The 25,997-nt window shown below is 52.2% G+C and carries 21 protein-coding genes; 13 read left to right on the top strand and 8 right to left on the bottom strand.

The window, feature by feature from the left end; all coding sequences use genetic code 11:
* Positions 1–137: 137 nt before the first annotated feature.
* Both prlC and rsmJ read left to right on the top strand, forming a co-directional pair.
* Entirely contained in the window at positions 138–2,180 is a 2,043-nt protein-coding gene (gene prlC, locus FDX24_RS08725; protein ID WP_137364144.1) for an oligopeptidase A, read from the top strand.
* A gap of 134 nt (positions 2,181–2,314) precedes the next feature.
* Entirely contained in the window at positions 2,315–3,064 is a 750-nt protein-coding gene (rsmJ, locus tag FDX24_RS08720; RefSeq protein ID WP_137364143.1) for a 16S rRNA (guanine(1516)-N(2))-methyltransferase RsmJ, read from the top strand.
* A 104-nt stretch (positions 3,065–3,168) separates the two neighbouring features.
* On the opposite strand, the gene FDX24_RS08715 is transcribed toward rsmJ, so the two are convergent.
* Positions 3,169–4,368: an NAD(P)/FAD-dependent oxidoreductase gene (locus tag FDX24_RS08715; protein ID WP_137364142.1), complete on the bottom strand. Its 1,200-nt coding sequence runs from the start codon at positions 4,366–4,368 to the stop codon at positions 3,169–3,171.
* 231 nt (positions 4,369–4,599) lie between these two features.
* On the opposite strand from FDX24_RS08715, the gene FDX24_RS08710 reads away from it, so the two are divergent.
* Positions 4,600–5,103 carry an Rrf2 family transcriptional regulator gene (locus tag FDX24_RS08710; RefSeq protein ID WP_137364141.1) on the top strand — a complete coding sequence of 168 codons (504 nt, stop codon included), beginning with the start codon at positions 4,600–4,602 and terminating at the stop codon, positions 5,101–5,103.
* 86 nt (positions 5,104–5,189) lie between these two features.
* Here FDX24_RS08710 and dtpB read toward each other — a convergent pair whose 3' ends face one another.
* Both dtpB and uspA read right to left on the bottom strand, forming a co-directional pair.
* On the bottom strand, positions 5,190–6,662 hold the full coding sequence (gene dtpB, locus FDX24_RS08705; protein WP_048213628.1) for a dipeptide/tripeptide permease DtpB: 1,473 nt from the start codon (positions 6,660–6,662) through the stop codon (positions 5,190–5,192).
* A 281-nt stretch (positions 6,663–6,943) separates the two neighbouring features.
* A complete protein-coding gene (gene uspA, locus FDX24_RS08700) occupies positions 6,944–7,381 on the bottom strand; it encodes a universal stress protein UspA (protein WP_003023368.1) in 438 nt (145 codons plus the stop codon).
* Positions 7,382–7,774: 393 nt separating this feature from the next.
* Between uspA and uspB the strand changes: the two genes are divergently transcribed.
* Positions 7,775–8,110 carry a universal stress protein UspB gene (uspB, locus tag FDX24_RS08695; protein WP_003023371.1) on the top strand — a complete coding sequence of 112 codons (336 nt, stop codon included), beginning with the start codon at positions 7,775–7,777 and terminating at the stop codon, positions 8,108–8,110.
* Positions 8,111–8,174: 64 nt separating this feature from the next.
* Here the strand turns inward: uspB and pitA are convergent, their stop codons facing one another.
* On the bottom strand, positions 8,175–9,674 hold the full coding sequence (gene pitA / locus FDX24_RS08690; RefSeq protein WP_048213627.1) for an inorganic phosphate transporter PitA: 1,500 nt from the start codon (positions 9,672–9,674) through the stop codon (positions 8,175–8,177).
* Positions 9,675–9,903: 229 nt separating this feature from the next.
* Here pitA and FDX24_RS08685 point away from each other — a divergent pair, with 229 nt between their 5' ends.
* Both FDX24_RS08685 and FDX24_RS08680 read left to right on the top strand, forming a co-directional pair.
* A complete protein-coding gene (locus FDX24_RS08685) occupies positions 9,904–11,097 on the top strand; it encodes an NAD(P)/FAD-dependent oxidoreductase (protein WP_061066770.1) in 1,194 nt (397 codons plus the stop codon).
* A gap of 143 nt (positions 11,098–11,240) precedes the next feature.
* On the top strand, positions 11,241–11,912 hold the full coding sequence (locus FDX24_RS08680; RefSeq protein WP_048213623.1) for a FadR/GntR family transcriptional regulator: 672 nt from the start codon (positions 11,241–11,243) through the stop codon (positions 11,910–11,912).
* Positions 11,913–11,922: 10 nt separating this feature from the next.
* On the opposite strand, the gene FDX24_RS08675 is transcribed toward FDX24_RS08680, so the two are convergent.
* The 4 genes from FDX24_RS08675 to FDX24_RS08660 all read right to left on the bottom strand — a co-directional run bounded on the left by FDX24_RS08675 (position 11,923) and on the right by FDX24_RS08660 (position 16,992).
* The gene (locus FDX24_RS08675) at positions 11,923–13,395 is read right to left on the bottom strand and encodes a fructuronate reductase (RefSeq protein WP_137364140.1); all 1,473 of its coding nucleotides are present in this window, start codon (positions 13,393–13,395) and stop codon (positions 11,923–11,925) included.
* Between the two features lie 105 nt (positions 13,396–13,500).
* Positions 13,501–14,685, bottom strand: coding sequence for a mannonate dehydratase (uxuA, locus tag FDX24_RS08670; RefSeq protein WP_048213621.1), 1,185 nt, complete (start codon positions 14,683–14,685; stop codon positions 13,501–13,503).
* Between the two features lie 20 nt (positions 14,686–14,705).
* Positions 14,706–15,731: a zinc-binding dehydrogenase gene (locus FDX24_RS08665; protein WP_061066767.1), complete on the bottom strand. Its 1,026-nt coding sequence runs from the start codon at positions 15,729–15,731 to the stop codon at positions 14,706–14,708.
* The gene (locus FDX24_RS08660; RefSeq protein WP_048213619.1) at positions 15,703–16,992 is read right to left on the bottom strand and encodes an MFS transporter; all 1,290 of its coding nucleotides are present in this window, start codon (positions 16,990–16,992) and stop codon (positions 15,703–15,705) included. The genes FDX24_RS08665 and FDX24_RS08660 overlap by 29 nt, the downstream gene beginning before the upstream one ends.
* Positions 16,993–17,528: 536 nt before the next feature.
* On the opposite strand from FDX24_RS08660, the gene FDX24_RS08655 reads away from it, so the two are divergent.
* The 7 genes from FDX24_RS08655 to FDX24_RS08625 are packed head-to-tail and all read left to right on the top strand — an operon-like array spanning position 17,529 to position 25,897.
* Complete coding sequence (locus FDX24_RS08655; RefSeq protein WP_319026330.1) at positions 17,529–19,019, top strand: MFS transporter; 1,491 nt, start codon at positions 17,529–17,531, stop codon at positions 19,017–19,019.
* Positions 19,016–20,560 (top strand): FGGY family carbohydrate kinase, encoded by a 1,545-nt coding sequence (locus FDX24_RS08650; RefSeq protein ID WP_126320135.1) that lies wholly within the window; start codon positions 19,016–19,018, stop codon positions 20,558–20,560. Before FDX24_RS08655 ends, FDX24_RS08650 begins: the two co-directional genes overlap by 4 nt.
* On the top strand, positions 20,557–22,236 hold the full coding sequence (locus FDX24_RS08645; RefSeq protein WP_048213616.1) for a glycerol-3-phosphate dehydrogenase/oxidase: 1,680 nt from the start codon (positions 20,557–20,559) through the stop codon (positions 22,234–22,236). The genes FDX24_RS08650 and FDX24_RS08645 overlap by 4 nt, the downstream gene beginning before the upstream one ends.
* Positions 22,233–23,789 carry an FAD-binding oxidoreductase gene (locus FDX24_RS08640; RefSeq protein ID WP_137364139.1) on the top strand — a complete coding sequence of 519 codons (1,557 nt, stop codon included), beginning with the start codon at positions 22,233–22,235 and terminating at the stop codon, positions 23,787–23,789. The genes FDX24_RS08645 and FDX24_RS08640 overlap by 4 nt, the downstream gene beginning before the upstream one ends.
* Positions 23,789–24,364, top strand: coding sequence for a glycerol-3-phosphate responsive antiterminator (locus FDX24_RS08635; protein WP_048213614.1), 576 nt, complete (start codon positions 23,789–23,791; stop codon positions 24,362–24,364). Before FDX24_RS08640 ends, FDX24_RS08635 begins: the two co-directional genes overlap by 1 nt.
* A gap of 18 nt (positions 24,365–24,382) precedes the next feature.
* Positions 24,383–24,697 (top strand): putative quinol monooxygenase, encoded by a 315-nt coding sequence (locus tag FDX24_RS08630; protein WP_048213613.1) that lies wholly within the window; start codon positions 24,383–24,385, stop codon positions 24,695–24,697.
* 33 nt (positions 24,698–24,730) lie between these two features.
* Positions 24,731–25,897 (top strand): iron-containing alcohol dehydrogenase, encoded by a 1,167-nt coding sequence (locus FDX24_RS08625; RefSeq protein WP_061068771.1) that lies wholly within the window; start codon positions 24,731–24,733, stop codon positions 25,895–25,897.
* Positions 25,898–25,997: the final 100 nt, after the last annotated feature.

Genomic DNA, 25,997 nt, shown 5'->3' with positions numbered 1-25,997 from the left:
CCGGTAAGCGCAGCACCACCGGGCGTCTTTCCGTCACGGTTAGCATTGAAATCCTCTACACTTAACCCCATTGTACAAATTAATATGCACAGCGCCGGATACGCGCTTCATTCACTCTTTTCAACAGGACCGCGCTAATGACCAATCCATTGCTGACTCCCTTCGAACTGCCGCCGTTTTCTAAAATTCAGCCTGAGCACGTTGTGCCTGCCGTCACTAAGGCGCTGAACGATTGCCGCGAAAACGTTGAACGCGTGGTTGCGCAGGGCGCGCCGTATACCTGGGAAAATCTCTGCCAGCCTCTGGCGGAAGTTGACGACGTACTGGGGCGTATTTTCTCTCCGGTCAGCCATCTGAACTCGGTGAAAAACAGCCCGGAACTGCGCGAAGCCTACGAACAAACGCTGCCGCTGCTGTCTGAATACAGCACCTGGGTTGGACAACATGAAGGCCTGTACAAAGCGTACCGCGACCTGCGTGATGGCGATCATTACGCCACCCTGAACACCGCGCAGAAAAAAGCGGTCGATAACGCGCTGCGCGATTTTGAGCTTTCTGGTATTGGTCTGCCGAAGGAAAAACAGCAGCGCTATGGTGAGATCGCCACCCGCCTGTCTGAGCTCGGCAACTTGTACAGCAATAACGTGCTGGATGCCACGATGGGCTGGACGAAGTTAGTCACCGATGAAGCCGAGCTGGCTGGTATGCCGGAAAGCGCGCTGGCTGCGGCGAAGGCTCAGGCGCAAGCCAAAGAGCAGGAAGGCTATCTGTTAACGCTGGATATCCCAAGCTACCTGCCGGTGATGACCTACTGTGACAACCAGGGACTGCGTGAAGAGATGTATCGCGCTTACTCCACGCGCGCGTCTGACCAGGGGCCGAATGCGGGCAAATGGGACAACAGCCCGATAATGGAAGAGATCCTCGCGCTGCGCCACGAACTGGCACAGCTGCTGGGCTTTGAAAGCTACGCCTTTAAATCTCTGGCCACCAAAATGGCGGAGAACCCGCAGCAGGTCCTCGACTTCCTGACCGATCTGGCGAAACGTGCCCGTCCGCAGGGGGAGAAAGAGCTGGCTCAGTTGCGCGCCTTCGCGAAAGCGGAATTTGGTGTTGATGAGCTGCAGCCGTGGGATATCGCTTACTACAGCGAGAAACAAAAACAGCACCTCTACAGCATCAGCGACGAGCAGCTGCGCCCATATTTCCCGGAAAACAAAGCCGTTAACGGTCTGTTTGAAGTGGTTAAACGTATTTACGGCATTACCGCCAAAGAGCGCACCGATGTTGACGTCTGGCATCCGGAAGTTCGTTTCTTCGAGCTGTATGACGAAAATAACGAGCTGCGCGGCAGCTTCTACCTCGACCTGTATGCCCGTGAACATAAACGCGGCGGGGCGTGGATGGATGACTGCGTCGGCCAGATGCGTAAAAGTGACGGCACGTTGCAAAAACCGGTCGCCTACCTGACCTGTAACTTTAACCGTCCGGTGAACGGCAAACCTGCGCTGTTTACCCACGATGAAGTGATTACCCTGTTCCACGAGTTCGGCCACGGTCTGCATCATATGCTGACCCGTATCGAAACCGCGGGCGTTTCCGGTATTAACGGTGTGCCATGGGATGCGGTCGAACTGCCGAGCCAGTTTATGGAAAACTGGTGCTGGGAGCCGGAAGCGTTGGCGTTTATCTCTGGTCACTTTGAGACCGGTGAACCGCTGCCGAAGGAACTGCTGGATAAAATGCTGGCGGCGAAAAACTACCAGGCGGCGCTGTTTATTCTGCGTCAACTGGAGTTCGGTCTGTTTGACTTCCGTCTGCACGCAGAGTTTAACCCGCAGCAAGGGGCGAAAATCCTCGACACGCTGGCGGAAATCAAGAAACAGGTCGCCGTGGTGCCGGGCCCAGCGTGGGGCCGCTTCCCACACGCTTTTAGCCATATCTTTGCGGGCGGCTACGCAGCAGGCTACTACAGCTATCTGTGGGCTGATGTCCTGGCGGCGGACGCGTTCTCTCGCTTTGAAGAAGAGGGAATTTTCAACCGCGAAACCGGACAATCGTTCCTCGATAACATCCTTACCCGTGGCGGTTCTGAAGAGCCTATGGCGCTGTTCAAACGCTTCCGTGGTCGTGAACCACAGCTTGATGCGATGCTTGAGCATTACGGGATTAAAGGCTGATTTACCCGTCATACTTCAAGCTGCCTCTTCGGCAACTGCGCTCACTCACCCTGGTCACGTACTATTTGTACGTTCCCAGGGATTCCTTCACTTGTTGTCTTGATGCAACTCGAATTATTTAGGGTAAAGCGGAATTGAAAATCTGCTTAATTGATGAAACAGGCGCCGGAGACGGCGCCTTATCTGTTCTGGCCGCCCGCTGGGGGCTGGAACACGATGAAGATAACCTGATGGCGCTGGTAATGACGCCGGAACACCTGGAGCTGCGCAAGCGTGATGAGCCGAAACTCGGCGGCATTTTCGTTGATTTTGTCGGCGGTGCGATGGCCCATCGGCGCAAATTTGGCGGTGGCCGCGGTGAAGCGGTGGCGAAGGCGGTCGGCATTAAAGGCGATTACCTGCCGGACGTGGTCGATGCGACCGCCGGGCTGGGACGCGATGCGTTTGTACTGGCCTCGGTGGGCTGCCATGTACGGATGCTGGAACGTAATCCGGTGGTTGCGGCACTGCTCGACGATGGCCTGGCGCGCGGGTATGCCGACCCGGAAATTGGCCCGTGGCTGCAGGAGCGTTTGCAGTTGATTCACGCCTCAAGCCTGACGGCGTTAACCGATATCACGCCGCGCCCGCAGGTGGTGTACCTCGACCCGATGTTCCCACATAAGCAGAAAAGCGCGCTGGTGAAAAAAGAGATGCGCGTGTTTCAGTCGCTGGTGGGGCCAGACTTAGATGCCGATGGTTTGTTGGTGCCAGCACGTCAGCTGGCGACTAAACGTGTCGTGGTGAAGCGCCCGGATTACGCGCCGCCGCTCGCTGATGTGGCGACACCCAATGCGGTAGTCACGAAAGGGCATCGGTTTGATATTTATGCGGGAACGGCATAGGCCAGATGGTGAGCTATAGTGCCCGATGGCGCTGCGCTTATCAGGCCTACAGTTCGGTGCCGTTAGTAGGCCGGATAAGGCGGTAGCCGCATCCGGCGATTCGACTACACGAATGGAGCCAACGGATCGGCAATCTCAAACGCCACGGCCTTGTCAGCCTTCGGTGGATATATCAACTCACTGACAATAGATACCTTCAGCTTTTTCGCTTCTGCGCGCGTCAGTTTCACCTGCTGATCCCATCCTTCGCTATACACCGCGCCCCATGCGCCAAGATCCAGACAGGTGACGTAGTTTTCCTGACGATACGGCAGTGGCGCAACGTTCAGCAAGCTGGCGGCGGCATTGTTACCGGCGAATTTACCCAGCAAGATGGCGTGCTGGCAGGTCATCAGCGCATGATTGCCTTTGTCATCGGTGGCGGCATAAGCCACATCGCCGGTGGCATAGATATTATCATGGCCGATGACCTGAAGGTTTGCGTCCACATGCAGGCGGCCCTGACGATCGCGCGGTGCGTCAATTTGCGCCGTTAACCCGTTTGCCTGTACGCCAACCGTCCAGATAACGGTCTGTGAGGCAATGGTCTGCCCATCTTTCAGCGTTACGCCGGACGCATCTACGCACTCCACTTCCGTATTCACCCGCCACTCGACGCCCAGTTCAGCAGAGGCTTCGATAATCACGTCACGTAATTCCTGGCTCCAGCGTCCGCCTGGCTGAGCGCCGCGTTCAACTACGACAATTCTGGTCTTAGCATCTTCACCCAGAATTTCACGCAGACGGCCCGGAAGCTCCAGCGCCATCTCAATCCCGGTGAAGCCTCCGCCGCACACCACCACGGTGTTACGCGCGTCGCTCTCAGGCAGGCCGGCCAGATCTTTCAGATGCTGCTCCAGTACCGTCGCGCTTTCCAATTGGTCAAGGTCAAACGCGTGCTCGGCGGCACCGGCAACGATATCGCGGTTTACGTGACTTCCGCTGGCGAGCACCAGGCGGTCGTAGCGGCGCAGATGAATGTCACCGTTGGCATCTTTCCAGCTCACCTCTTTAGAGTCCGGGAGGATCTGCTCGACGTGACCTTGCTGGAAGTTGACGCCAGTAACGTCAAACAGCGGTTGCAACGGTGCGACCAGCGTATGAACGGCGCTTTCATAAAAGCGCGGGCGGACACGCAGCTCTGGCTGTGGCGCAATCACCGTAATATCAATGGTCTGCTGGTGTTTGTCCGCCAGTCGCGCGGCGCTTAGTGCTGCCCACATACCGGCAAAGCCGGCGCCCACGATCAGAATTTGTTTATGCATTGGTTTTTTCTCACTGGTGACTACGAATCATTTACTCGGATTTTATTTGTCGTAGTTAAGGATTGCAATGCGATCCTGATCCTTTTTTCAGTATTACGCCAGGGTGTTTTATTATCTGTTTGATAAATATCTATTTATATTTTTATGTTCATGCGGGGTTGCTCTGTTATCTGGAATGCCTTAGATGAAAAAGCTACAATAAACTCAGATTCATTTTGGCTGAGATAAAAAATGGCATTTTACAGTTCCGGGGTTGAGTACGGCATCCATAGCCTGATGTGTATGGTCGATAGCAAAGGCGACGCGCGGGATATGAGCGTGCGGGAAATTGCCGAACTACAAAGCGTGCCGTATGACTATCTGGCAAAAATCTTCACCCGTCTGTCGAAAGCTGGTCTGGTGCGCAGTATCGAGGGTAAGGGCGGCGGGTTCCAGTTGGCCAAACCCGCGGAAGACATCACCGTGCTGGATGTGGTGAATGCTATTGATGGTGATAAGCGCATCTTTGAATGTCGTGAAATTCGTCAGCGGTTGGCGGTATTTGAGGAGCATCCACCAGAGTGGGCCTGTGAAGGCATTTGTGGTGTGCGTTCGGTAATGGACATGGCCCAGCAGCGGATGGAAGAAGCGCTCGGTCAGCATACGATTCTGGACTTGGCGCGCAAAATGTATCGCAAAGCGCCAGATACCTTCGTGGTGGAAGTACAGGAGTGGATTGATGCTCGCAAAGGATAGCGAGTTAAAATGCCCGATAGCGCAAGGCGATCGGGCATATTGAATGTAGGCCGGATAAGGTAATAGCCGCCATCCGGCACTGAAGGTTATTGCTCGGTGCTCGGTGTATTAATCATGCGGTTCAGCCATGGCACCATAATCGCCATTACAACCGTTACCGCCAGGGTCACCAGGCCTATCTTACTGAACACGTTAGTATAAATAGGCAGCGTCTGGAGTGGGTCGGTAATGTTTTCCGGTACTGCGGTAAACGTTGCGACGTAACCCCCCATCAGGAAGGCTGCTGCCTGCGTCAGGAACCACATCCCAAGAATAAAGCCCATCAGGTGTTGTGGCACCAGCGCGGCGACCATAGCCAGCCCCAGGGCGCTAATCAGCAGTTCACCCAGGCTCTGGAACAGATACACCAGCACGATAAACCACGGCGACGTCAGCCCCTGAGCATCGGCAAACCACATCCCGGCTGCGGCGGCAGTCAGGAAGCCTAGTGAGCACAGGAACATGCCAAGCGTAAACTTCATCGGCATGGTCAGGTCTTTGCCTTTGTTTCCCAGACGGGTATAGATAGCGGCCAGCACCGGACTCGCCAGTACCACCCAGAACGGGTTCAGCGCCTGGAAGCTTACCGGGTTGATGGCGAAACCAAGAATTTCATGGTGCACGTTATTGATAGCAAAGAAGTTCAGCGAAGTTGGCATCTGCGCGTACAGCACGTAGAACACCACCGCTTCCAGCATCAGGATAAAGGCCACGAACATCTTGTTGCGCCCGGTTTTATCCAGTTTGAATGCCTGGCGGAAGAAGATGATAGTTACGGCAATCGACAGGACGATCAGCACCAGGTTGGCAACCTGTACATTGTGCATCAGCCAGGCGCAGATAAAGACCATCACAACCGTACCGGCCAGCACATAGAGCAGGTTACGGAAATTCAGCGGCTTATGGTCCGGCTCTGAACCGATATTCTTCACCATGCCACGACAGGCAAAGTAGACCAGTAGTGCAACGATAAGCCCGGCTCCGCACAGGTTGTAGGTCACTGCGTAGCCAAACTTATCGGCAATCACCGGCGCCAGTGACAGTGACAACAGCGAACCGATGTTAATCGACATATAAAACAGGGTGAAAGCACCGTCCAGACGGGCGTCTTTCGGCGGATAGCATTTTGACAGCAGGCTTGCCGGGTTGGCTTTAAACAGCCCGTTACCGACGGCAATGGTACCCAAAGCAATAAAAATCAGGTCGGGCTTAAGTAGTGACATCCCGGTCATGAAGTAGCCGATCGCCAGCACAATGGCGCCGAGTACCAGCGTGCGTTTGGTCCCTAAGAGATGGTCGCCGACGTAGCCGCCGATGGATATCAGGCCGTATACCAATGCCGCAAACGCGCCAAAGGTGACAAATGCCTGTTCCTGAGAAAATCCGAGTTGCTTAACAAAAAATACCGCCAGGATGCCCTGAACGCCGTAATAGCCAAATCGTTCCCATAATTCCACAAAGAAGATCATGAAGAACGGACGAGGTTGCTGCAGCAAGCCCGTAGGTGCAGTAGTATTCATATTCCTTCGCCTTTCAAAGCCATCCCGAAAAGTATGAACGCGTATGCTTAAACGCGCCGAAAAAGTCTTATTTTGTTATAGACTGCGGCGATTAGCCGTAAGGGTAGATTATTATAGAGATAGTTTTCGATCCAATTAGTTGATCACACTAATTATGATTTATTTGTTGGATTGATGTACTAATTGTGTCTGAATGATAAAAACAAAAACGCCCGCACAGGCGGGCGTTTACAGGCTTAACGACTTGCAGCGCGCCGGGTTATCTCCCGACGGCCAGCGTTTTATGCTTCTTCGTCGTCACGCAGCGGAACAATCAACATGTCGACGTGAACAGTGTTGATCAGTTGACGCGCGGAGGACATCAGTTTGCTCCAGAAATCCTGGTGATGACCACAAACGACCAGATCCATGTCGTATTTTTTGATGGCATCAACCAGAACCTGACCCAGGTCGCCGCTACCGCTCAGGGTTTCGGTGATAGGGTAGCCTGCGTTGGTGGACAGCTCGGTTAACGCGTGGTGGGTTTCTTCAGAAATGCGTTTCTGCATGTCGCCCAGATTCACGTCGATTAGCCCGGTGTACAGGTCGGAATAGTTTACGTCAACGTGGATAAGGGAGACTTTCGCATTGTAAGGCCGTGCCATAGAGACCGCTTTTTCAACCAGAACTTTGCTTTCTGGAGAAAGATCAACCGCGATAAGAATGTGTTTATAAGCCATAGTGTTACTCCTTCCATAAGTTGTCGATGACTAGCCTGCTGGCGTTCATTTGCCGCCGCGTCATCCGCGTCCTGCGAACTTTATGCGCGGGGCTAGCCCAGTCGTAAAAACGTACCTTTTAAGGACTATCCTTACATTATAGCGACCGGGATAATCCGTCAATCCGCCTTGCTTGCCAAGTAGTTAAACAAATTTTTTAGTTAATTGCATTGATAGTGATTAACCTTCTGGCAAAAAAATTAACTAATCTCCTACACTATTTAGAGAGGCGCTCGGATGCGTGACACTAACACGAGCGGTTTCGGTTGTACTCTTCACTGAATGGTTTGGCAGGGTATCGGGGAGCGGTAGTCCCGGAAAGGCGTTCCGTGGGCGGGTCGCCGGGGAGGAGATATGATAAGCACCATTGCGTTATTCTGGGCTTTATGTGTCGTTTGCATTGTTAATATGGCGCGTTATTTTTCTTCGCTACGCGCACTGTTAGTGGTACTTCGTGGTTGCGATCCATTACTTTACCAGTATGTCGATGGGGGCGGCTTTTTTACCTCGCATGGGCAACCTAACAAGCAGATGCGTCTGGTGTGGTATATCTACGCTCAGCGTTACCGTGATCATCATGACGATGAGTTTATTCGCCGCTGTGAGCGGGTTCGCGGTCAGTTCATCCTTACCAGCGCGTTATGTGGGCTGGTGTTAATCAGTATGGTCGCGCTGATTATCTGGCACTGATTTCTACGACAGATATAAAAAAAGCGGGTCAGTTTCCTGACCCGCTTTTTTACTGTGCATGCATTTAGATTAACTTCAGGGAGAGCCAGTACAGGACCCCGGAAAGGATAATTGCTGCTGGCAGGGTGAAGACCCAGGCCATCAGAATGCTGGTTACCGTTTTACGCTGCAAACCGCCACCGTCAACAACCATCGTCCCTGCAACAGAAGAGGAGAGAACGTGAGTGGTGGAAACAGGCATACCGGTGTAACTGGCGAGACCGATAGAGACTGCGGCAGTCATCTGTGCCGACATCCCCTGAGCATAGGTCATGCCTTTCTTACCGATTTTCTCACCAATAGTGGTCGCCACGCGACGCCAGCCAATCATCGTACCGCAGCCCAGAGCCAGAGCAACAGCCATGATAATCCAGACGGGTGCGTACTCAATGGTGCTCAGCATGTCGGTTTTCAGTTTCTTCAGCAGTCGCTGATCGTCGCTGCTTACGCCAGGCAGTTTCACGACTTTATCGGTGGTATCAGAGATGCACAGCATAATGCGACGCAGCTGGCTACGCTGCTCAACGCTTAACTTGTCGTAGGTTTCCAGGTTCGCCAGCATACCTTTTGCACGCTCAAGCGCGTTGATGGTATTTGCCGGGTGACAATGGAACTCTGCCGGTGTTGTTGTCGCCGTTTCCGTCGGAGACGGAACCAACTGATCAACGCCGGTCGCCTGTTTGAGCAGATCAGGACGCTGCTGGAAGTAGGTTTCGACGTTATTGATAGCATCACGGGTACGCGTAATTTCGTAACCAGAAGCATTCATATTCACCACGAAGCCTGCAGGCGCTACGCCAATCAGTACCAGCATTACCAGACCAATACCTTTCTGCCCATCGTTAGCGCCATGAGAAAACGCCACACCGATAGCGGAGAGGATCAGCGCGATACGCGTCCAGAACGGCGGCTTTTTCTTACCGTCTTTCTTTTCACGCTCTGCTGGTGTCAGGTGAATACGTGCCCGCTTCTTGGTGCCGTTCCAGTAACGACGCAGCAAGAAGATCAGACCGCCAGCGAACACCAGACCGACAATAGGGGAAATGATCAGCGAACCGAAAATATTGAGCACTTTCGGGATGTTAAGTGCATCCACCACTGAAGTCCCGTTCATCAACGCATTGGTTAAACCAATACCAATGATCGCGCCAATCAGCGTGTGGGAGCTGGATGCAGGCAGACCAAAGTACCAGGTACCGAGGTTCCAGATAATTGCCGCCAGTAGCATGGAGAACACCATGGCGAGGCCATGTGAAGAACCCATGTTGAGCAGCAGATCCGTTGGTAGCATATGCACGATGGCATAAGCTACGCTGAGACCACCCAGCAAAACACCAAAGAAGTTGAACAACGCAGCCATGACCACCGCCAATTGCGAACGCATTGCACGGGTATAGATCACGGTTGCGACAGCATTGGCTGTATCGTGGAAGCCGTTAATTGCTTCGTAGAACAGCACAAAAGCCAGAGCAAGCAATAATAAAAGCCCGGTATGTAAATCCAGGCCAGCAAACAAATGTAGCATAGGACGTTACGCCATTTTGAGGACATGAACGCGGCGCATTATCAGTGACTTTGGCGGCGCGGGCAAAGTGAAATATAGAGTTTTTTTGATTTGTCTCCTGCTTTGTTTTACACCACTAAAGAATTATCCTATAGAATTCAGGTAAATACCTATTATTGATAGTTTGGTGCTGGTGCGACCACTGAGGAATCTTTACAATTCACGCCCGCTTTTTAGAGAGGATCGCAACGTGGAAAGGTTTGATACCGTTATTATAGGCGCTGGCGCAGCGGGTATGTTCTGTGCCGCGCAGGCAGGGCAAGCAGGCAGTCAAGTACTGCTGATTGATAATGGTAAAAAGCCTGGACGTAAGATCCTCATGTCCGGCGGAGGGCGCTGTAACTTTACCAATCTTTATGTGGAACCGGCTGCATATTTGAGTCAAAACCCGCATTTTTGCAAATCGGCGCTGGCTCGCTATACGCAGTGGGACTTTATCGATTTGGTGGGTAAACACGGCATTGCCTGGCATGAAAAAACGCTCGGCCAGCTGTTCTGCGATGATTCGGCCCAACAAATCGTCGATATGCTGGTGGCCGAATGCGAAAAAGGTAACGTTACGATGCGTTTACGTAGCGAAGTCCTGAGCGTCGCACAGGATGATGATGGCTTCATTCTGGAACTGAACGGGATGACGGTCGGTGCGAAGAAATTGGTTATTGCCTCCGGTGGGCTTTCCATGCCGGGTCTGGGAGCAACGCCGTTTGGTTATAAAATTGCCGAACAGTTTGGTCTGAAGGTTCTGCCGACCCGTGCCGGTTTGGTGCCTTTCACGCTGCATAAGCCACTGTTGGAGCAGCTTCAGGTACTCTCAGGCGTGTCTGTTCCTTCCGTTATCACCGCTGAAGACGGCACCGTATTTCGTGAAAACCTGCTCTTTACGCACCGTGGGCTTTCAGGCCCGGCCGTTTTGCAAATTTCCAGTTTTTGGCAGCCCGGCGAATTTGTCAGCATTAATTTGTTGCCGGATGTTGACCTTGCGAGCTTCCTCGATGAACAACGAAGCGCACATCCAAATCAGAGCTTAAAGAACACGTTAGCGATGCAGTTGCCGAAACGTCTGGTGGAATGCCTGCAGCAATTAGGGCAAATCCCGGATGTGACGCTGAAACAACTTAACGTGCGCGATCAGCAATTGCTGGTCGAAACGCTGACCGAATGGCGGGTGCAGCCGAACGGTACCGAAGGGTATCGCACAGCGGAAGTCACGCTGGGAGGCGTGGATACCAACGAACTGTCTTCGCGCACGATGGAAGCCCGCAAAGTGCCAGGGCTGTACTTTATTGGTGAAGTGATGGATGTCACCGGCTGGTTGGGTGGGTATAACTTCCAGTGGGCGTGGTCGAGCGCCTGGGCATGTGCACAGGATTTGGTGTCTGAATAAGTGAAAGACTCTGTCTGCACATAATAAGAAAAAATATCATAGTGATGTGTGATACATGAACTGACTCTGACGTGCGTTTCTTAACTCCAGGAATGATATGATAAATCAGTTAAAAATCGCACAGATAAGAGAACGGGAGACACATGGTTATTCCTGAGGTAAAACAGGAGCGGCTCTATCAAAAGATAGCCAATCTCATCATTAAGCTCATCAATGATGGTATTTTTCCGCCGGGAAGCTTCTTACCACCCGAACGTGAGCTGGCGAAGCAACTCGGTGTAAGTCGCGCATCGCTCAGAGAAGCGCTGATTGTGCTGGAGATTTCAGGATGGATCACCATCCAGTCAGGTAATGGTGTGATTGTTGCTGATAAAAAGCATTCCACCAGTGATTATACGATTGAAGAAATCCTCTATTCGCGTGAGTTGGTCGACAGCCATTGTGCGCGTCTTGCTGCTCAGGCCGGGAAAGAAGATCTAATTAGCCAGCTTGAAGCACTGCATCTCAGCATGGAAAAGGCCATTAGCGAAAACAATGTGCATGGTTTTTATTCCCTCGATAAGCAATTCCATCTAACAGTATCAGAAGCCAGCCAGAACCGCGTACTGCTTGATATGTCGCGAATGCTGTGGGAACAGCGCGTTAACATCCCGTATGCCGGACTGGACAAACGTTCCGGCAATCGGGATGTATTAACCAGCATGAATACACAGCATAAAGCGATTGTGGATGCGATCCGCCAGGCTGATGCTGACGGTGCTTACCAAAAATCGCTGGAACATCTGGCCTATGTCAGACAGATCGTGGGTCTTTAATAACACCACGCTATTGGCTCAGAGCGGCTACCGCTGCACGTGCGCCTACGCTGTGCAATTGCTGACAGGCAGCGGTTACGCGTTCGATAAAGTCTGTGTTCTCGCAAAGGTCTCGCCCAAAGATAGTGTCAATTGCTAACAGCGCCCGGACACGTTCTTCTATTGATGGATACTGTTGATAAATAGCCTGATACTGTGCTGACAGCGGATCTATCACCTCAATCGGATGACCTTGTTCATCCACACCGCTGATGTAGCGCATCCAACCGGCGACTCCCAACATCAGATGGCGGGCATCTTCGCCTTTTTTCAGATGGAGTCGAATGGGGTCCAGCAAGCGTTGTGGTAGTTTCTGGCTGCCATCCATCGCAATTTGCCAGGTTCGGTGCTTCAGTGATGGATTAGTAAAGCGCGCAATCAGCAGCTCTGCATAAGCCGCAAGGTCTGTTCCTTCCGGCATCGACAGTGTCGGCGCTTGTTCATTGAGCATCAAAGCACGCGCAGCGTTGCGATACGCCGGGTTGGTCATCGTATCGGCAATTGTTTCATAACCGCCCAGATAACCAAGGTAGGCCAGGAAAGAGTGGCTGCCGTTGAGCATGCGTAACTTCATCATCTCAAATGGCACCACATCTGCTACAAACTGTACGCCCACGCGATCCCAGTCCGGGCGTCCATTGACAAAGTTATCTTCAATCACCCACTGACGGAACGGCTCACAGGCAATGGCACAGGGATCATCTACCCCCAGCTGTTCTGCGATTTGCGCTAACGTCTCTTCTGTCGCTGCCGGAACGATGCGGTCTACCATCGTGCATGGGAACGTTGCCTGTTCGGCAATCCACTCAGCCAACTGCGGATCGCGCTCGGCGGCTAAACCCAGGACAGCGGTTTTTGCGACGTGGCCATTTTCTCGTACGTTATCGCAGGACAGCACAGTAAAAGCCTTCAATCCCTGCTGACGGCGTAGCGCGAGGGCTTCGACGATATAACCCATTGCTGATTTGGGGGACTGTGGGTGAGCAATGTCGTGCTGGATAAACGGATGATTCAGATCCAGCTCGCCGCTGGCGGCATCTGTGCAATATCCTTTTTCGGTGATGGTCAGCGAAACGATGGCCGTTTCGGGACGTGCCATTGCGTGGATAATGGCTTCACAGCCGTCAAATTCAGGATGCAGCGCTTCTTTCATCGCGCCAATGATTTTAAGCTCTGTCGTTTGTGCTCCGCGCTCGGCAACGGTGTACAGCAGATCCTGCGCCTTCAGGTTTTGAATCAGTGTGGCATCGTTTCCGGACATCAGGTTGACCTCACAGATACCCCAGTCGCTGTCACTGCTTTCCAGCAAATGATGTGTATAGAGCGCCTGATGAGCGCGGTGAAAAGCGCCGCAACCAAGATGTACGATGCGCGAAACGAGGCGTGAACGATCCCAGCGTGGTCGTGGGGTGGAAATCTGGGCGGTGGCGAGATTCTTGTCCATGACAAACTCCTGTCATTGATGATCTTCTTTGATAATGCGCTATCAAAGACCGGTCCTGACTGAAAGTGAAAAACCGCATGGCAGGGATACCATGCGGCAATGTGGTTACTGATTGAAGAAGGCGCGTTGGATAGCCAGTTCAACGCCGCGTACTTCAGCCAGGCCCTTAAGGCGACCAATAGCGGAATACCCTGGGTTGGTTTTCTTTTTCAGATCATCAAGCATTTGATGACCATGGTCTGGTCGCATGGGGATAAGTGAGGCGTTGCCTTCAGCTTTACGTCGCTGTTCTTCTTCGACTATCGCTTTCACTACGCTGTACATATCGACATCCCCGGAGAGATGTGCCGCCTCATGGAAGGTTTTGGGATTCTCTTCACGTTGTGTGGAACGCAGGTGCGTAAAGTAAATCCGTGGGCCGAACTGTTTGATCATATCAACCAGATCGTTGTCTGCGCGTACGCCGTAAGAGCCTGTACACATCGTAAAACCGTTGGCTGTACTGTTTACGGTGTCCACCATCCACTGCATATCTTCTACAGTAGAAACGATGCGCGGCAGGCCAAGAATTGGGCGCGGTGGATCGTCCGGATGAACCGCCATACGTACACCCACTTCTTCCGCTACCGGAATAATGGCTTTCAGGAACCAGGCGAAATTTTCCCGTAAGGCCGCTTTGTCGATATCTTTATAGGTTGCAAGGTGGCTACGGAATTGGTCCAGCGTATAGCCTTCCTCAGCACCTGGCAGACCTGCAATGATATTTCGCGTCAGCCGAGCTTTGTCCTCTTCGCTCATATTCACAAAACGCTGGTGCGCCTGTGCAATTTCCTCCGCGCTGTAGTCCGCTTCTGCACCGGGACGCTTGAGGATATGCAGTTCAAAGGCGGCAAACTCAATCTGGTCAAAGCGCAGAGCCTTTGAACCGTCGGGTAGCACATATTCCAGGTCGGTACGGGTCCAGTCCAGAACCGGCATGAAGTTGTAGCACACGGTAAAGATGCCGCATTGGGCGAGATTACGCAGCGTCTGCTGGTAATTCTTGATCCACAGATCGTACTGGCCCGTGTGGGTCTTGATGTCTTCATGGATCGGCACGCTTTCCACGACCGACCAGACCAGACCGGCTTTTTCCACGATCGCTTTGCGTTTGAGAATTTCTTCTACGGACCAGACTTCACCGTTTGGAATATGGTGCAGCGCAGTTACCACACCCGTTGCACCGGCTTGACGAACATCGGACAACGACACGGGATCATTCGGGCCATACCAACGCCAGGTTTGTTCCATCGCTTTATCTCCTGGAAAAATTAATGAAAGGTCACATTGATCTTCAGATAGCGTTCCGGGTATTGATCGAGTTCCTTCACGGCGTCAGGCACATCATCAATATTCACCACCTTGCTGACGACATCCGCAGGATTAATGTTCAGCGTAGCCAGCATCTGTAACGCTTCTTCGAATTCGCCAGCACTGGTACGTGATCCGCGCAGATCCAACTCTTTAAACGTGATCAGGTTAGTGGGTAACGATGTCTCCTGTTTTGGCCAGCCGGTGAAAGCAATACGACCCGCAAACGAAGCAAGATCCAGCGTTTCGCGAATTGCACTGTTGGCACCAGATGCTTCGACGACAACCTGTGCCATCGTCCCCTGTGTGATATCTTTTATCGTCTCAACAACCTGGGTGTTCGACGGATTGATGACGTAAGGCACGCCCAGCGATTTTGCGTACTGAAGTCGTTCGTCCACGATATCGATCAGAATTGGCGTCGCACCGTAGCGCAATGCGCTCAATGCTGCCATCAGACCAATCGCACCGGCTCCAATAATGGCGATATGCTCCCCGGCCGTCAGTTTGGCGCGATGTAGCGCATGCAGTGCGATAGTCAGTGGTTCAGCCAACGGAGCCATCTCAGTGGCGACGTCATCCGGGATTTTGTGAATCAAATGCGCGGGGTGAGCAACCACCTCCTGCATCGCACCATCAATATGTACGCCAATTACCTTCAGGTTTTCACAGCAATTTGTTCTCCCCACTGAACAGGGGTAGCAATGACCACAGTAAATATAAGGATCAACAATAACGCGGTCACCTTCCTTAATATTTGCTGGCATGCCATTGCCTTGTTTAATAACAATACCAGTGACTTCATGTCCAATAATACGTGGATAGGTCACCAGGGGATTAGTGCCGCGAAATGCACCTATATCAGAGCCACATATTCCAGCAGCATCAACTTTTATTAATACTTCATTATCTTTCTTTTCTGGGTAATCAACCCAACGGGTTTCAATTTCACCAGGTTTATTGATGTAGACAGCTTTGACTTTCATTTGTTTTTAATCCTTTATTTTTGACAAATACGAATACCAGACAGCTGGAAACAATCGCAATAGCACCAGCCAGATAGAATGCGTAATCATATTTACCGCTGAACTGAACAATAAATCCGGTGACCAGAGGGCCAATGATTCCGGAGATATTTGCCAGCCCATGCATGGCGCCACCGACGCTACCCACTTTATCTTTGTGTACGACATCCTGAATAACTGCCCAATAAATAGGTCCAGTTAAATACAACAGAAATAACGAGACTGACATCAATCCAACGGCACTGCCGATAGTGGTAACTGTTCCAGAAACCGCCACACAGATTGCCGCTCCAGCCAGGCAAACACCGAGAATGAGACGGCGAGAAAGCAGGGCATTGCCCGTTACCCGATAGATAAAGTCAGAGCATACGCCACCCAATACCATGCCGATTGCACCAATCACCCAGGGGATCACCGTTGCAATGCTGATTTCTTTAATATCAAGGTGTAGCGAGTGGTTCAGATAGCTTGGGAACCAGGTCAGGAAGAAAAAGAGTATGTAGTTATAGCTAAAGAAGGCCAGCGTCGTTGCCCACACCATCGGCTGCTTCATGTAGTAGCCGAGAGAAGGCATCGCTTTACCGTCATCCGCTAAAATGATGTCATCATGGTTTTCAAAATCGACACGTTCTTCCGGGGCGAGGTGTTTACTTTTTGAAGGTTTATCACTGGCAATGAAATACCAAAGTAATACCCAGGCTAAACCAAACAGGAAAATAATACCGAACGCCGGACGCCAGCCTAATGAAAGAGCCAGCAGGCCAACTACCGGACCGGAAATTGCGCCACCCAACGGCGAGCCAGCGCTGAAAATACCGATGGCAGTGGCAGATTCTTTACGCGAAATCCAGTTATTGATAATTTTATTACCTGCAGCACTGACCGGCCCTTCAGCCATGCCGAATAATACGCGGACAGCCAGCATAGTCCATAATCCAGTAACCAGACTGGTCATCCCACAAAATACTGACCAGAGTAACGCGGCGACCAGAAATACTGTTTTGGGACCAAATCGGTCACTGGCCCAGCCACCGATAAAGTTAAACAGTGCATAACCAACAAAGAATGCGCTGAATATCATACCCATCTCAGCAGCATTGAATCCTAATTCCTTTTCGATGAGTGGAGCGGTGATCGACAATGCTGAACGATCCATATAGTTAAGCATGTAAACTATAAAAAGAAGAAAAACGATAAGCCATCCCATTGTTTTTCTTTTCATGATATATCCTCTTATTGTGGTCTAGCGGCCTGACCACAATATTTAAAACCTATTTTAAGATCACCATTCTTTTGATGCGAATGTGATCAACATAACGAAAAATTAGTGCTTTAAATAATCACGATCAAATGTGTGTTGGCGTATATTTATGAATTTTAAGGTTTTTGTTGTGATTGGTGAAATTTAGGATAAAAGCGAACTTGGTATTCAACACCTATTTTGGATGGATATTGCAATAGCGTCGTACAGGGAGAACGGCGAACGTTCAGCGCAAATCAGGCGGCTACGTACAGTCACAGTGGTATCCCACCCGCTGAGAACAGAAAAATGGCTCATAACGACCTCGTTTTGTAATGATTAATTAACATTTGGGCTACATGTCACAGAATCAACGATGAGACTAAAAGTCGCTTTGACACGCTTTGGGTTACCTTCTAGAGTGGAAAAATACAGATTTTAGATAAGAGACTATCTGTGAAATTAAGATGGTCTCTTATTGCATTTTTTTAGCTAATGGCGACCTTCTTCCGAATATTATGAAGGGGAAAGCCATGTCCGCATGTTCATTCTCAAATCCGATAAAAATCCGCGGTGTAGATGATGTCATTAATTGCATCGATGCCAGGGGAAAAATCAGTGGCAGAGCTGGCGTTATTTGGTGGTTGGCACTAGGCGGCCTTTTTCTTGATGCTTTTTCAAATTCAGCTCTCAGTGCTGGATTAAACCCAATGACCCGCAATTTAAATCTTACTGCGACCGAAGTTGCACTGCTTACCTCATTTTCATCCTGGGTCGCCATATTATTTAACCCGATTGGCGGCTGGATAGCCGATCGCTGGGGTCGTGTGCCACCGCTGATCATTGCCAAAATAATGGCGGTGATTGGTGCTTTGTTGGTGATGTCATCCTCCAGTTTTAGCACGATAATCGTGGGTCGCTTCTTTGTTGGCGTCTCTTACGGGATGGACTTTGCTGTGGCAATGGCCATGCTGGCAGAGTTCACGCCTGTGAAACTCAAAAGCCGTCTAAATACCTGGCAGGGTGTCTGGTATGTTGCCGTTTGTTTAAATTTGGTATTAGCGCTGATGTTTTACTCATGGGACGTAGGTGATGCCATCTGGCGTTATTCCATTGCTGTAACGGCGTTATGTGGAATCATCGTTCTGTTTTTCCAGTTCCGTTATTTAGTGGAAAGCCCGGTTTGGCTGGCAAGGAAATCCCGATTACCTGAAGCTATCGTTGCCATGAATAAAATATATGGTGAACAGTTTATTCTGGCGCCGAAAGCAGAACAGAAACCCGTTATTGGTCAGGCTGAAAAAGGCGCAAGAAATGTGCTGTTAATATTCCGTGGCGTCTATTTACCACGTACGATTCTGGCTTCGACCGTTCAAATCTGCCAGTCAATCCAATATTTCGGTGTGGGCTGGTATTTACCGGTTATTAGTGCTGCGATGTTTGGTAAAAATTTTGTTTACGCAACCTTATGTTCACTATTTTTTAACGTTTTCGGTATCGTCGGCGGTTTCTTATCTCCCGCGATTGGCCGCCGTCTGGGATTGCGCCGCTCCTCGGCGATCGGTTTTGCCGTGGCCTTCCTCGTGCTACTCACGCTGGGTCTGTTCAGTGACACTATGCCACTTTGGGCCTCTTTGCTGGTCCCTGCTCTGTTTATTCTTTGCCACTCTGGCGGACCTGGTGCAAACGGGAAAAGCCTGTCGTCACTCTCTTTTCGCAGTGAACTGCGGGCTGGCGCGAACGGCGTGGTCGGTGCGCTCGGGGCAATAGGTGCGGCGCTCGGGCTGTTTATTTTCCCGGTATTCCGTGATTTGTATGGCCTGCAAACGACCTTCCTGATCATGTCTGCCGTGCCGCTGTTTGCGAGCATTATCTGTTTTGTTATTCCGTGGGACCCCACTCGCACCACTATTCAGCCGGATAACGAGCCAGGTGCGCCGCAGTTCGAATCACCCCATTCACCTTATCCAGAGTCGATGACCCCAGAATCAAACAGGAGTACGAAATGAGTGAATACGAAGATGTCATTCTGGCTATCGATGAAGGTACATCGGGGACCCGTGCGGCAGTTGTTGCACAAAATAGCCAGGTTCACTGCCTGGAATACCAGCCGCTTCAGGTCAGCAGTCTGCGTCATGGTGTGGTGGAACAAGATGCTGATGAGGTCTTGCAGGCCACTATTGAGGTTTGTCGCAAAGCGATAGCTAACGCGCAATGCAACAAGATGCGCATTGTGGCGCTGGCGATTGCGACCCAACGCTCAACGGCAGTGCTGTGGGATGCGCAAACGGGTAAGGCATTAACTCCGGCGATGGTATGGCAGGATGCGCGTTTCACGGATGAACTGGCCCAGTTAGCCCCTGAATGGGATGCAAAACTGCTGCCGCGGATTGGGCGACCGGTTGGGATACGCTCTCCTTATCTTTGGGCGTCGCGCCATCTTGCCAATACGCCTGCGGTGGCGAAGGCGTATCAGGCTGGAACGCTGGTCTTTGGTACCGTTGATAGCTGGTTGCTTTGGCACTTGGCGCAGGAGAAAAAAAGTGTCACCACACCGACAAATGCCACCTCCGCTGGCGCGTATTGCCTCAAAGAGCATCACTATCATTTGCCATGGCTACAGACTCTGGGCTTCCCGGCGTCATTGCTGCCTGAATTACATGATGATGCCGATGACTTCGGCACCACTCATGAAGATATTCTGGGGATAAGCGTGCCGATCCTGGCCTGCGCAGGGGATCAGTTTGCAGGGGCTATTGGGCTGGGGTGTACCGAGCGAGGACAGGCTTTTTGTATGCATGGCACTGGCAGCTTTGTTGATTTAATGATGGGGCCAACGGTACCAACCTTGCAAAAGGGCTGTGAAAGTACGCTCACCATGACGGCGCGCCGCCAAAAAGGGCTTTCGCATTTCTCTGTCGAAACCTTTGTCCCCACTACCGGTTCGGCGCTCAACTGGGTGTGCGAAAAGCTGCATTGGTTTGACTCACCCGAACAGATCAGCGAACTGGCCGCGCAGGCTAGCGACGCGGGTGGCGTGAGTTTTATTCCGGCGCTAACGGGGCTACGCGTACCCCATCTCCAGCCTCATGCCCGTGCGTCCCTGAACGGTATCTCAATCTCGACCACGCGCTCGCAGGTGGCCTACGCGATTCTGGAAGGGATTGCGCATTCGGTCGCGGCCTGTATTCGCGCAAATGAAGCGGCAACCGGGATCCCCACAAAAGAGTTGGTAGTCGGGGGAGGGTTATCCAATAGCGATACGTTATTGCAAATCCAGGCCGATCTTAGCGGTATTCCCGTGCGGCGAATGGCCGAAACGGCGCGGGCAAGCTTACGTGGCGTTGCGTTTTTGGCTGGTGCCGATGGGCTGCTGTGGGACTCGCTGTCGGATGCCTGCGCCATGCTAAAAACCGCGCGGCTATTTGAGCCGAAAATCAGTCATGACCTTCGCGAACAAAAAATTAACCGCTGGGCGATGCGTATTGCACTCGAAATGGAAGCCGCCGACAGCCTCACCTCAGCTAATCAGGAGCATACTTACTCATGAAGTTTTTCCCTTCGCGAAAGCCCAACAAAACCTGTAGTGAGATGTACGGTGCAGAGCCATTACGTCTTCAGCGCGCTGAACAACTGGATCGACTGGAAAGCGACACCTACGACATTCTGATTGTCGGTGGTGGCGTAACCGGAGCCTACGCGGCGTTGGATGCCAGTCTGCGTGGCTACCGGGTGGCGCTGATTGAGAAAAGTGACTTTGCCTCAGGCACGTCATCAAAGTCATCGAAAATGGTACACGGCGGTCTGCGCTATATCGAACAAGGGAATCTGGGGCTGGTTCGCCACTCTTTACTCGAACGCCAGCGTATGCGGAGGAATGCCCGTCATCTGGTGCAACGGTTACCCTTTTTATTCCCGGTACTCGATAAAAATGGCGTATTCGACAAGCGGATGTCTGCTGCATTTGAAAGCCTGCTCTGGACCTACGACCTTGCGGGAGGATGGAGAGAAGGCATCCTTCACCAAAAACTTACCCCTGCGGAAGTGCTGTCGCATTGCCCGACGCTCAAAGAAGAACAGCTATCCGGTGGTTTTATGTATTTCGATGCCCGTGTCGACGATGCCCGACTTACGTTGGCATTGGTGCGCACGGCGGCGTTTCATGGCGCGGTGGTGACCAACCATGCGGAAGTCATCGAAACCACGCGCGACCAGCACGGCAAAGTGAATGGGGCCATCGTCTGTGCCGATGGCAGAGAAATTCAGGTCAACGCGCGGGTTGCCATCATGGCGACGGGCGTCTGGCTGCGTGACTGGAATGGGCTGAAAAAAGGTGACGCATCACCGCTGAATATCCGTCCTGCCAAGGGGGTACATGTTGCTATTCCGTGGATGAAGATCCGCAATGATTGCACGGTGACGATCCCGGTTGCCGGGCGCAGCCGCCGCGCGACGATCACCCGTTGGGGCAACGTTTCCTATTTGGGGACCACGGATGAGGATTATCAGGGCGATCTCAATGATGTTCACTGCAATCGCGCTGAATTGGACTTTCTGCTGGAAGGTGCGAATTCGGCATTGAAAACCGATCTCCGCCCGGAAGACGTGGTGGGTAGTATCGCCGGTTGCCGCCCTCTGGTGGGGACGGCGGGAGGCAAGACCGTTGAAATGAAACGTAATCATGAAATCACGGTTGCGGCAGATGGTCTGATTACGATTGTCGGCGGCAAGCTGACGACATCACGTCATATGGCAGAAGAGACCATCGATGCCGCCAGCAAAATACTCGGTCGTAAAAAGGCCTGCTCAACTAAAACCGCCTGGTTGCTGGGGGCGGCGGGCTATGACCCGCAGGCGATTCTGGCATCGGGCGGTTTGTCTGCGCACCTGGGGGAGCGCTACGGGACTGAAGCGCATTTTGTCAGTGACCTTATCCAGTCCAATCCCTTACTGGCAAAGCCAATTGTGGAAGGGCTTCCCTATACCGAAGCTGAAGTGGTGTATGCCGTGCGCCATGAACTCGCCAGCACCATTGATGATGTGTTATCGCGCCGAATTCGTGCCCGTCTGATGGCTCGTGATGCGTCAGCGAATGCTGCGCAACGCGTGGGGGAAATTCTGCAACAAGAGCTCAAGCTTCAGCCTGAACAGGTGGCCCGGCAGGTAGCCAGCTATCAGGCGGCAATTAAACATGAAAAATCAACACTTATGGGGACATCCGAATGATCAGTAAAGAAGCGATTAAACGCGGTTACAACCGTGGAAATTATACTGTAGGTGCACACACGCGCCCGGCATGGGCGACGGATATCAAAAGCAGCGGTGGCGCGAAAGGGATGCAGATTGATCCGGTGGTGATGAGCGAAGCGACGTTTGATCGACTGCGGGTCATTGCAGATGAGGTGCTGACATCGGAATCTGATGTGATTACCTGGACCCGCGACTGGTGGGCCGGTTCGATGATTGCGGAAACCCAGGGCGCACCGGCCACGTCAAAAGGGGCGATTGTACGTGTCTCTACGGTAGAACAAATTCAGGATTTGATGCGTCTGGCGAATGCGTTGGCAATCCCGGTCACGGTTTCCGCCGGGCGCAGTAACGTCACTGGTGCCGCATTGCCGTTGCGGGGAGGCATTGTGCTGGACGTTTGCGAACTCAACAAACTTATCGACTTCGATCCACAAAGCCAGATTGTTGACGTTGAAGCCGGCATGTTCGGCGACATTTTTGAACAAACTATCCAAAAAGAGTACGGCATGACGATGGGCCACTGGCCGTCATCGTTTGGTATCAGTACCGTGGGCGGTTGGGTGGCCTGTCGTGGCGCGGGACAGCTGTCGACCCGCTACGGCAAAATTGAAGATATGGTTTATGGGATGGATGTCGTCCTTGCCGATGGCCGCTTAATCACCGTGGGTGGCTATGCGCGTAGCGCAACGGGGCCTGATCTACAGCAGATGTTTATTGGTTCTGAAGGCACATTGGGTGTGATTGTCCGTGTGCGTTTGAAGCTTCATCGCCTGCCGGATTATGGCCGCGCCATCGCCTGGGGTTTTTCCAGCTTCGCCAGTGGACTGGAGGCATGTCGCGAAATCTTACAGCATGGGGCGAATCCGGCGGCACTGCGTTTGTACGATAACCTGGAAAGCGGCGTGCAGTTTGGTCTGCCAGAGACCAATGTCCTGTTGATTGCGGATGAGGGGGAGCCTGAGATTGTCGATGCAGTAATGGCTATCAGCGAACGTGTGTGCCAACGCGGCGGACAACAACTCGATGGCGAGGCTATTTTTGAACGCTGGCTGGACACCCGATATCTGACCGGAAAAAGTGCTGAAGGCTTTAAAAAGAGCCCGGGTCTGGTGGCGGATACGCTGGAAATGGTGGGACGTTGGCGCGATCTTAGCGACGTGTATGATGATGTGGTGGCCGCTATTAACGCCGTACCCGGCACGCTGGCCGGTTCGGCGCATCAGTCTCACGCCTACATCGACGGCGCATGCCTCTATTTCTCATTGCGCGGTGATGTGGCGATTGAGCAACGTGCGGCCTGGTATCGTGCGGCATGGGATGCAGCGAATGCGGTGCTAATTAAGCACAACACCTCCCTTAGCCACCATCATGGTGTTGGTCTCCTGCGTTCGCCCTATATGCAGGCTTCTTTAGGCGAATCGCTTTCCGTTCTGGCGGATATCAAATACGCGCTGGATCCGAAAAACATTCTTAACCCAGGCAAACTGGGGTTAAGCGTCGATCTTCTTTCACATCAGGCAGGTCAGTAATGATCAAAAATCTTGGCGTGCTCCTGGCACGCCAGCCCGTCATTATGGCGATTTACGGTATTGAGCAATTGAAAACCGCGCTGTCCAGCAAGGCGGAAGTCTGCATTATTGCCAATATTGACCTGATTAAGCTCCATCCGGTGATAGAACTGCTGTCGCAGGCGGGGAAGTACGTCATCGTGAATATCGACAGCTGCAATGGGCTGTCCCAGGATAAGGGCGGCATTGATTATGTGGCCGAAACGGGAGCGATGGGGTTGCTCTCGACGCGTTTGCAAACCGTACAGCGAGCGAAAAAGTGTGGACTGGTGACGATGCAGAAAATCTTTGTCACCGACCGTTCTACCTGGCTACGCAGCCTGAAAGCCGTAGAACAAAGCGAACCCGATTACGTGCAACTGATGCCCGCGCAGATGTTGCCGCTACTCTCACAGGCTGACCGTAATGTGTTGCCGCCAATAGTGGCATCAGGCTTCGTCTGTAACGAGGAACATGCTCAAACGGCGCTGTTACACGGCGCGATAGCCGTTTCGAGCAGTGATAGCGCGTTATGGGATATAGACCTTCACCGTTAGAACACCGGGAGCCCGACCATGGAGAATTCACAACTTTTTGTTATTGCACATTATTTTTCTCGTAAGGGAATGGGAGACAAGGTCAATGATGCGCTCAGACTGCTTGCCCAGGCCTCGCGTCAGGAGCCTGAAAACATCACCTATGAGTTTTTCCGTTCCACGGAAGACGGCGATCGCTTTGTGATTATTGAAACCTATCGTTGCCCTGAGGGTCTCGAACTTCATCGACAAACGGAGCATTTTCAACGTATTGGCGTTGGGATTATCAACCCGTTGCTTGAGCGTAAAGAGGTGAAAAGCTTTCTCACTCATGCCGATACACCGCGTAGTTAAAAGCTGGCCATTTTTACTACCAGGAGTACATCAATGAACAATGTCATGAAGGATTTTACGTTTTCAACTGTACCGGAAATTATCGTCGAGTGGGCGGGAGCATCACGAGCAGGGGAGATTATTCAGCCGCGATTTAGCGCGCGTCGCGTGTTGTTGGTGACCGACCCCGGACTGGTCAAAGCAGGGATTCTGCCGCCTGTTTTGCATAGCCTGCAAGAGGCAGGGTTTCAGGTGACGGTCTATGATCGGGTCCAACCCGATCCGCAGGAACGTCTTGTCCGGGAAGCCTTACAGGTTGCTCGTGATGACCATTGCGACATGGTCATTGGTCTGGGCGGCGGCTCCTCGCTGGATGTCGCGAAGCTGGTGGCCGTGTTAATCAACTCTGAGCAAGATCTGCAGGCGCTTTACGGTATTGGCAAAGTTTCCGGGCAGCGTCTGCCGCTGATTAACATCCCTACCACGGCAGGGACGGGCTCAGAAGTCACTAATATTTCGATTTTGACGACCAATGATGACAGCAAAATGGGGATTGTCGCACCACAGCTATATGGCGATTTGGTGCTGCTGGATGCGCAATTGACGCTTGGACTTCCTCCGGTTCATACGGCGGCGGCTGGCATCGACGCGATGGTGCATGCCATTGAGGCTTATACCGGTAAACATAAGAAGAACCCCATTTCGGATGCGCTGGCGCGGGAAGCATTACGCTTAATTAGCCGCCATCTGGTGACTGCCTGTCGTGATGGGAACAACCGTGAAGCGCGAGAAAATGTTCTGCTGGGCGCGATGCTGGCAGGCCAGGCTTTTGCCAATTCCCCAGTGGCCGCAGTGCATGCGCTGGCTTATCCCCTTGGCGCACGACACCATATTCCACATGGGTTGTCGAATGCGTTGATGCTGATTCCGGTGCTGCAGTTTAATGCGCCAGTCGCTGCGCCGTACTATGCCGAGCTGGCTGCTGTTATTGGCGAGGAGGTGTCGGGGAATATGGAGAAAGATGCCGCGATATTTATTGCTGCGATGGTACGCATTATTGCTGAATCGGGTGCACCGAAAAAGCTGCGCGATGTCGATATACCTGCTGAAACGCTGGCGATATTGGCTCAGGATGCCATGCAGCAGACTCGTCTTCTGGATAACAATCCTGTTCCGCTCACGGCAGATGATGCGTTGCGGCTATACCAACACGCGTTTTAAACAGAACACTCGCCAAAAGCTTGTCCGGCGAGTGGATTGCCGGACACTGTTTTGCCCGATGACATCGCGAGAACAACCGAATAGACATATCGAATCCAGG

The sequence above is a fragment of the Citrobacter sp. wls716 genome (assembly GCF_005280975.1).
Lineage (GTDB): Bacteria > Pseudomonadota > Gammaproteobacteria > Enterobacterales > Enterobacteriaceae > Citrobacter > Citrobacter youngae.
This window is presented reverse-complemented; position numbering and strand designations above follow the sequence as displayed.

Bases quoted from the DNA above. Each gene is read 5' to 3' on its own strand.
- FDX24_RS08630 (WP_048213613.1), top strand. From the start codon at position 24,383: ATGGAGAATTCACAACTTTTTGTTATTGCACATTATTTTTCTCGTAAG.
- FDX24_RS08675 (WP_137364140.1), bottom strand. From the start codon at position 13,395: ATGGACAAGAATCTCGCCACCGCCCAGATTTCCACCCCACGACCACGC.
- FDX24_RS08645 (WP_048213616.1), top strand. From the start codon at position 20,557: ATGAAGTTTTTCCCTTCGCGAAAGCCCAACAAAACCTGTAGTGAGATG.
- FDX24_RS08655 (WP_319026330.1), top strand. From the start codon at position 17,529: ATGAAGGGGAAAGCCATGTCCGCATGTTCATTCTCAAATCCGATAAAA.
- prlC (WP_137364144.1), top strand. From the start codon at position 138: ATGACCAATCCATTGCTGACTCCCTTCGAACTGCCGCCGTTTTCTAAA.
- FDX24_RS08660 (WP_048213619.1), bottom strand. From the start codon at position 16,992: ATGAAAAGAAAAACAATGGGATGGCTTATCGTTTTTCTTCTTTTTATA.
- uspB (WP_003023371.1), top strand. From the start codon at position 7,775: ATGATAAGCACCATTGCGTTATTCTGGGCTTTATGTGTCGTTTGCATT.
- FDX24_RS08625 (WP_061068771.1), top strand. From the start codon at position 24,731: ATGAACAATGTCATGAAGGATTTTACGTTTTCAACTGTACCGGAAATT.
- FDX24_RS08650 (WP_126320135.1), top strand. From the start codon at position 19,016: ATGAGTGAATACGAAGATGTCATTCTGGCTATCGATGAAGGTACATCG.
- uspA (WP_003023368.1), bottom strand. From the start codon at position 7,381: ATGGCTTATAAACACATTCTTATCGCGGTTGATCTTTCTCCAGAAAGC.
- FDX24_RS08635 (WP_048213614.1), top strand. From the start codon at position 23,789: ATGATCAAAAATCTTGGCGTGCTCCTGGCACGCCAGCCCGTCATTATG.
- pitA (WP_048213627.1), bottom strand. From the start codon at position 9,674: ATGCTACATTTGTTTGCTGGCCTGGATTTACATACCGGGCTTTTATTA.
- FDX24_RS08680 (WP_048213623.1), top strand. From the start codon at position 11,241: ATGGTTATTCCTGAGGTAAAACAGGAGCGGCTCTATCAAAAGATAGCC.
- FDX24_RS08665 (WP_061066767.1), bottom strand. From the start codon at position 15,731: ATGAAAGTCAAAGCTGTCTACATCAATAAACCTGGTGAAATTGAAACC.
- dtpB (WP_048213628.1), bottom strand. From the start codon at position 6,662: ATGAATACTACTGCACCTACGGGCTTGCTGCAGCAACCTCGTCCGTTC.
- FDX24_RS08710 (WP_137364141.1), top strand. From the start codon at position 4,600: ATGGCATTTTACAGTTCCGGGGTTGAGTACGGCATCCATAGCCTGATG.
- FDX24_RS08640 (WP_137364139.1), top strand. From the start codon at position 22,233: ATGATCAGTAAAGAAGCGATTAAACGCGGTTACAACCGTGGAAATTAT.
- uxuA (WP_048213621.1), bottom strand. From the start codon at position 14,685: ATGGAACAAACCTGGCGTTGGTATGGCCCGAATGATCCCGTGTCGTTG.
- FDX24_RS08715 (WP_137364142.1), bottom strand. From the start codon at position 4,368: ATGCATAAACAAATTCTGATCGTGGGCGCCGGCTTTGCCGGTATGTGG.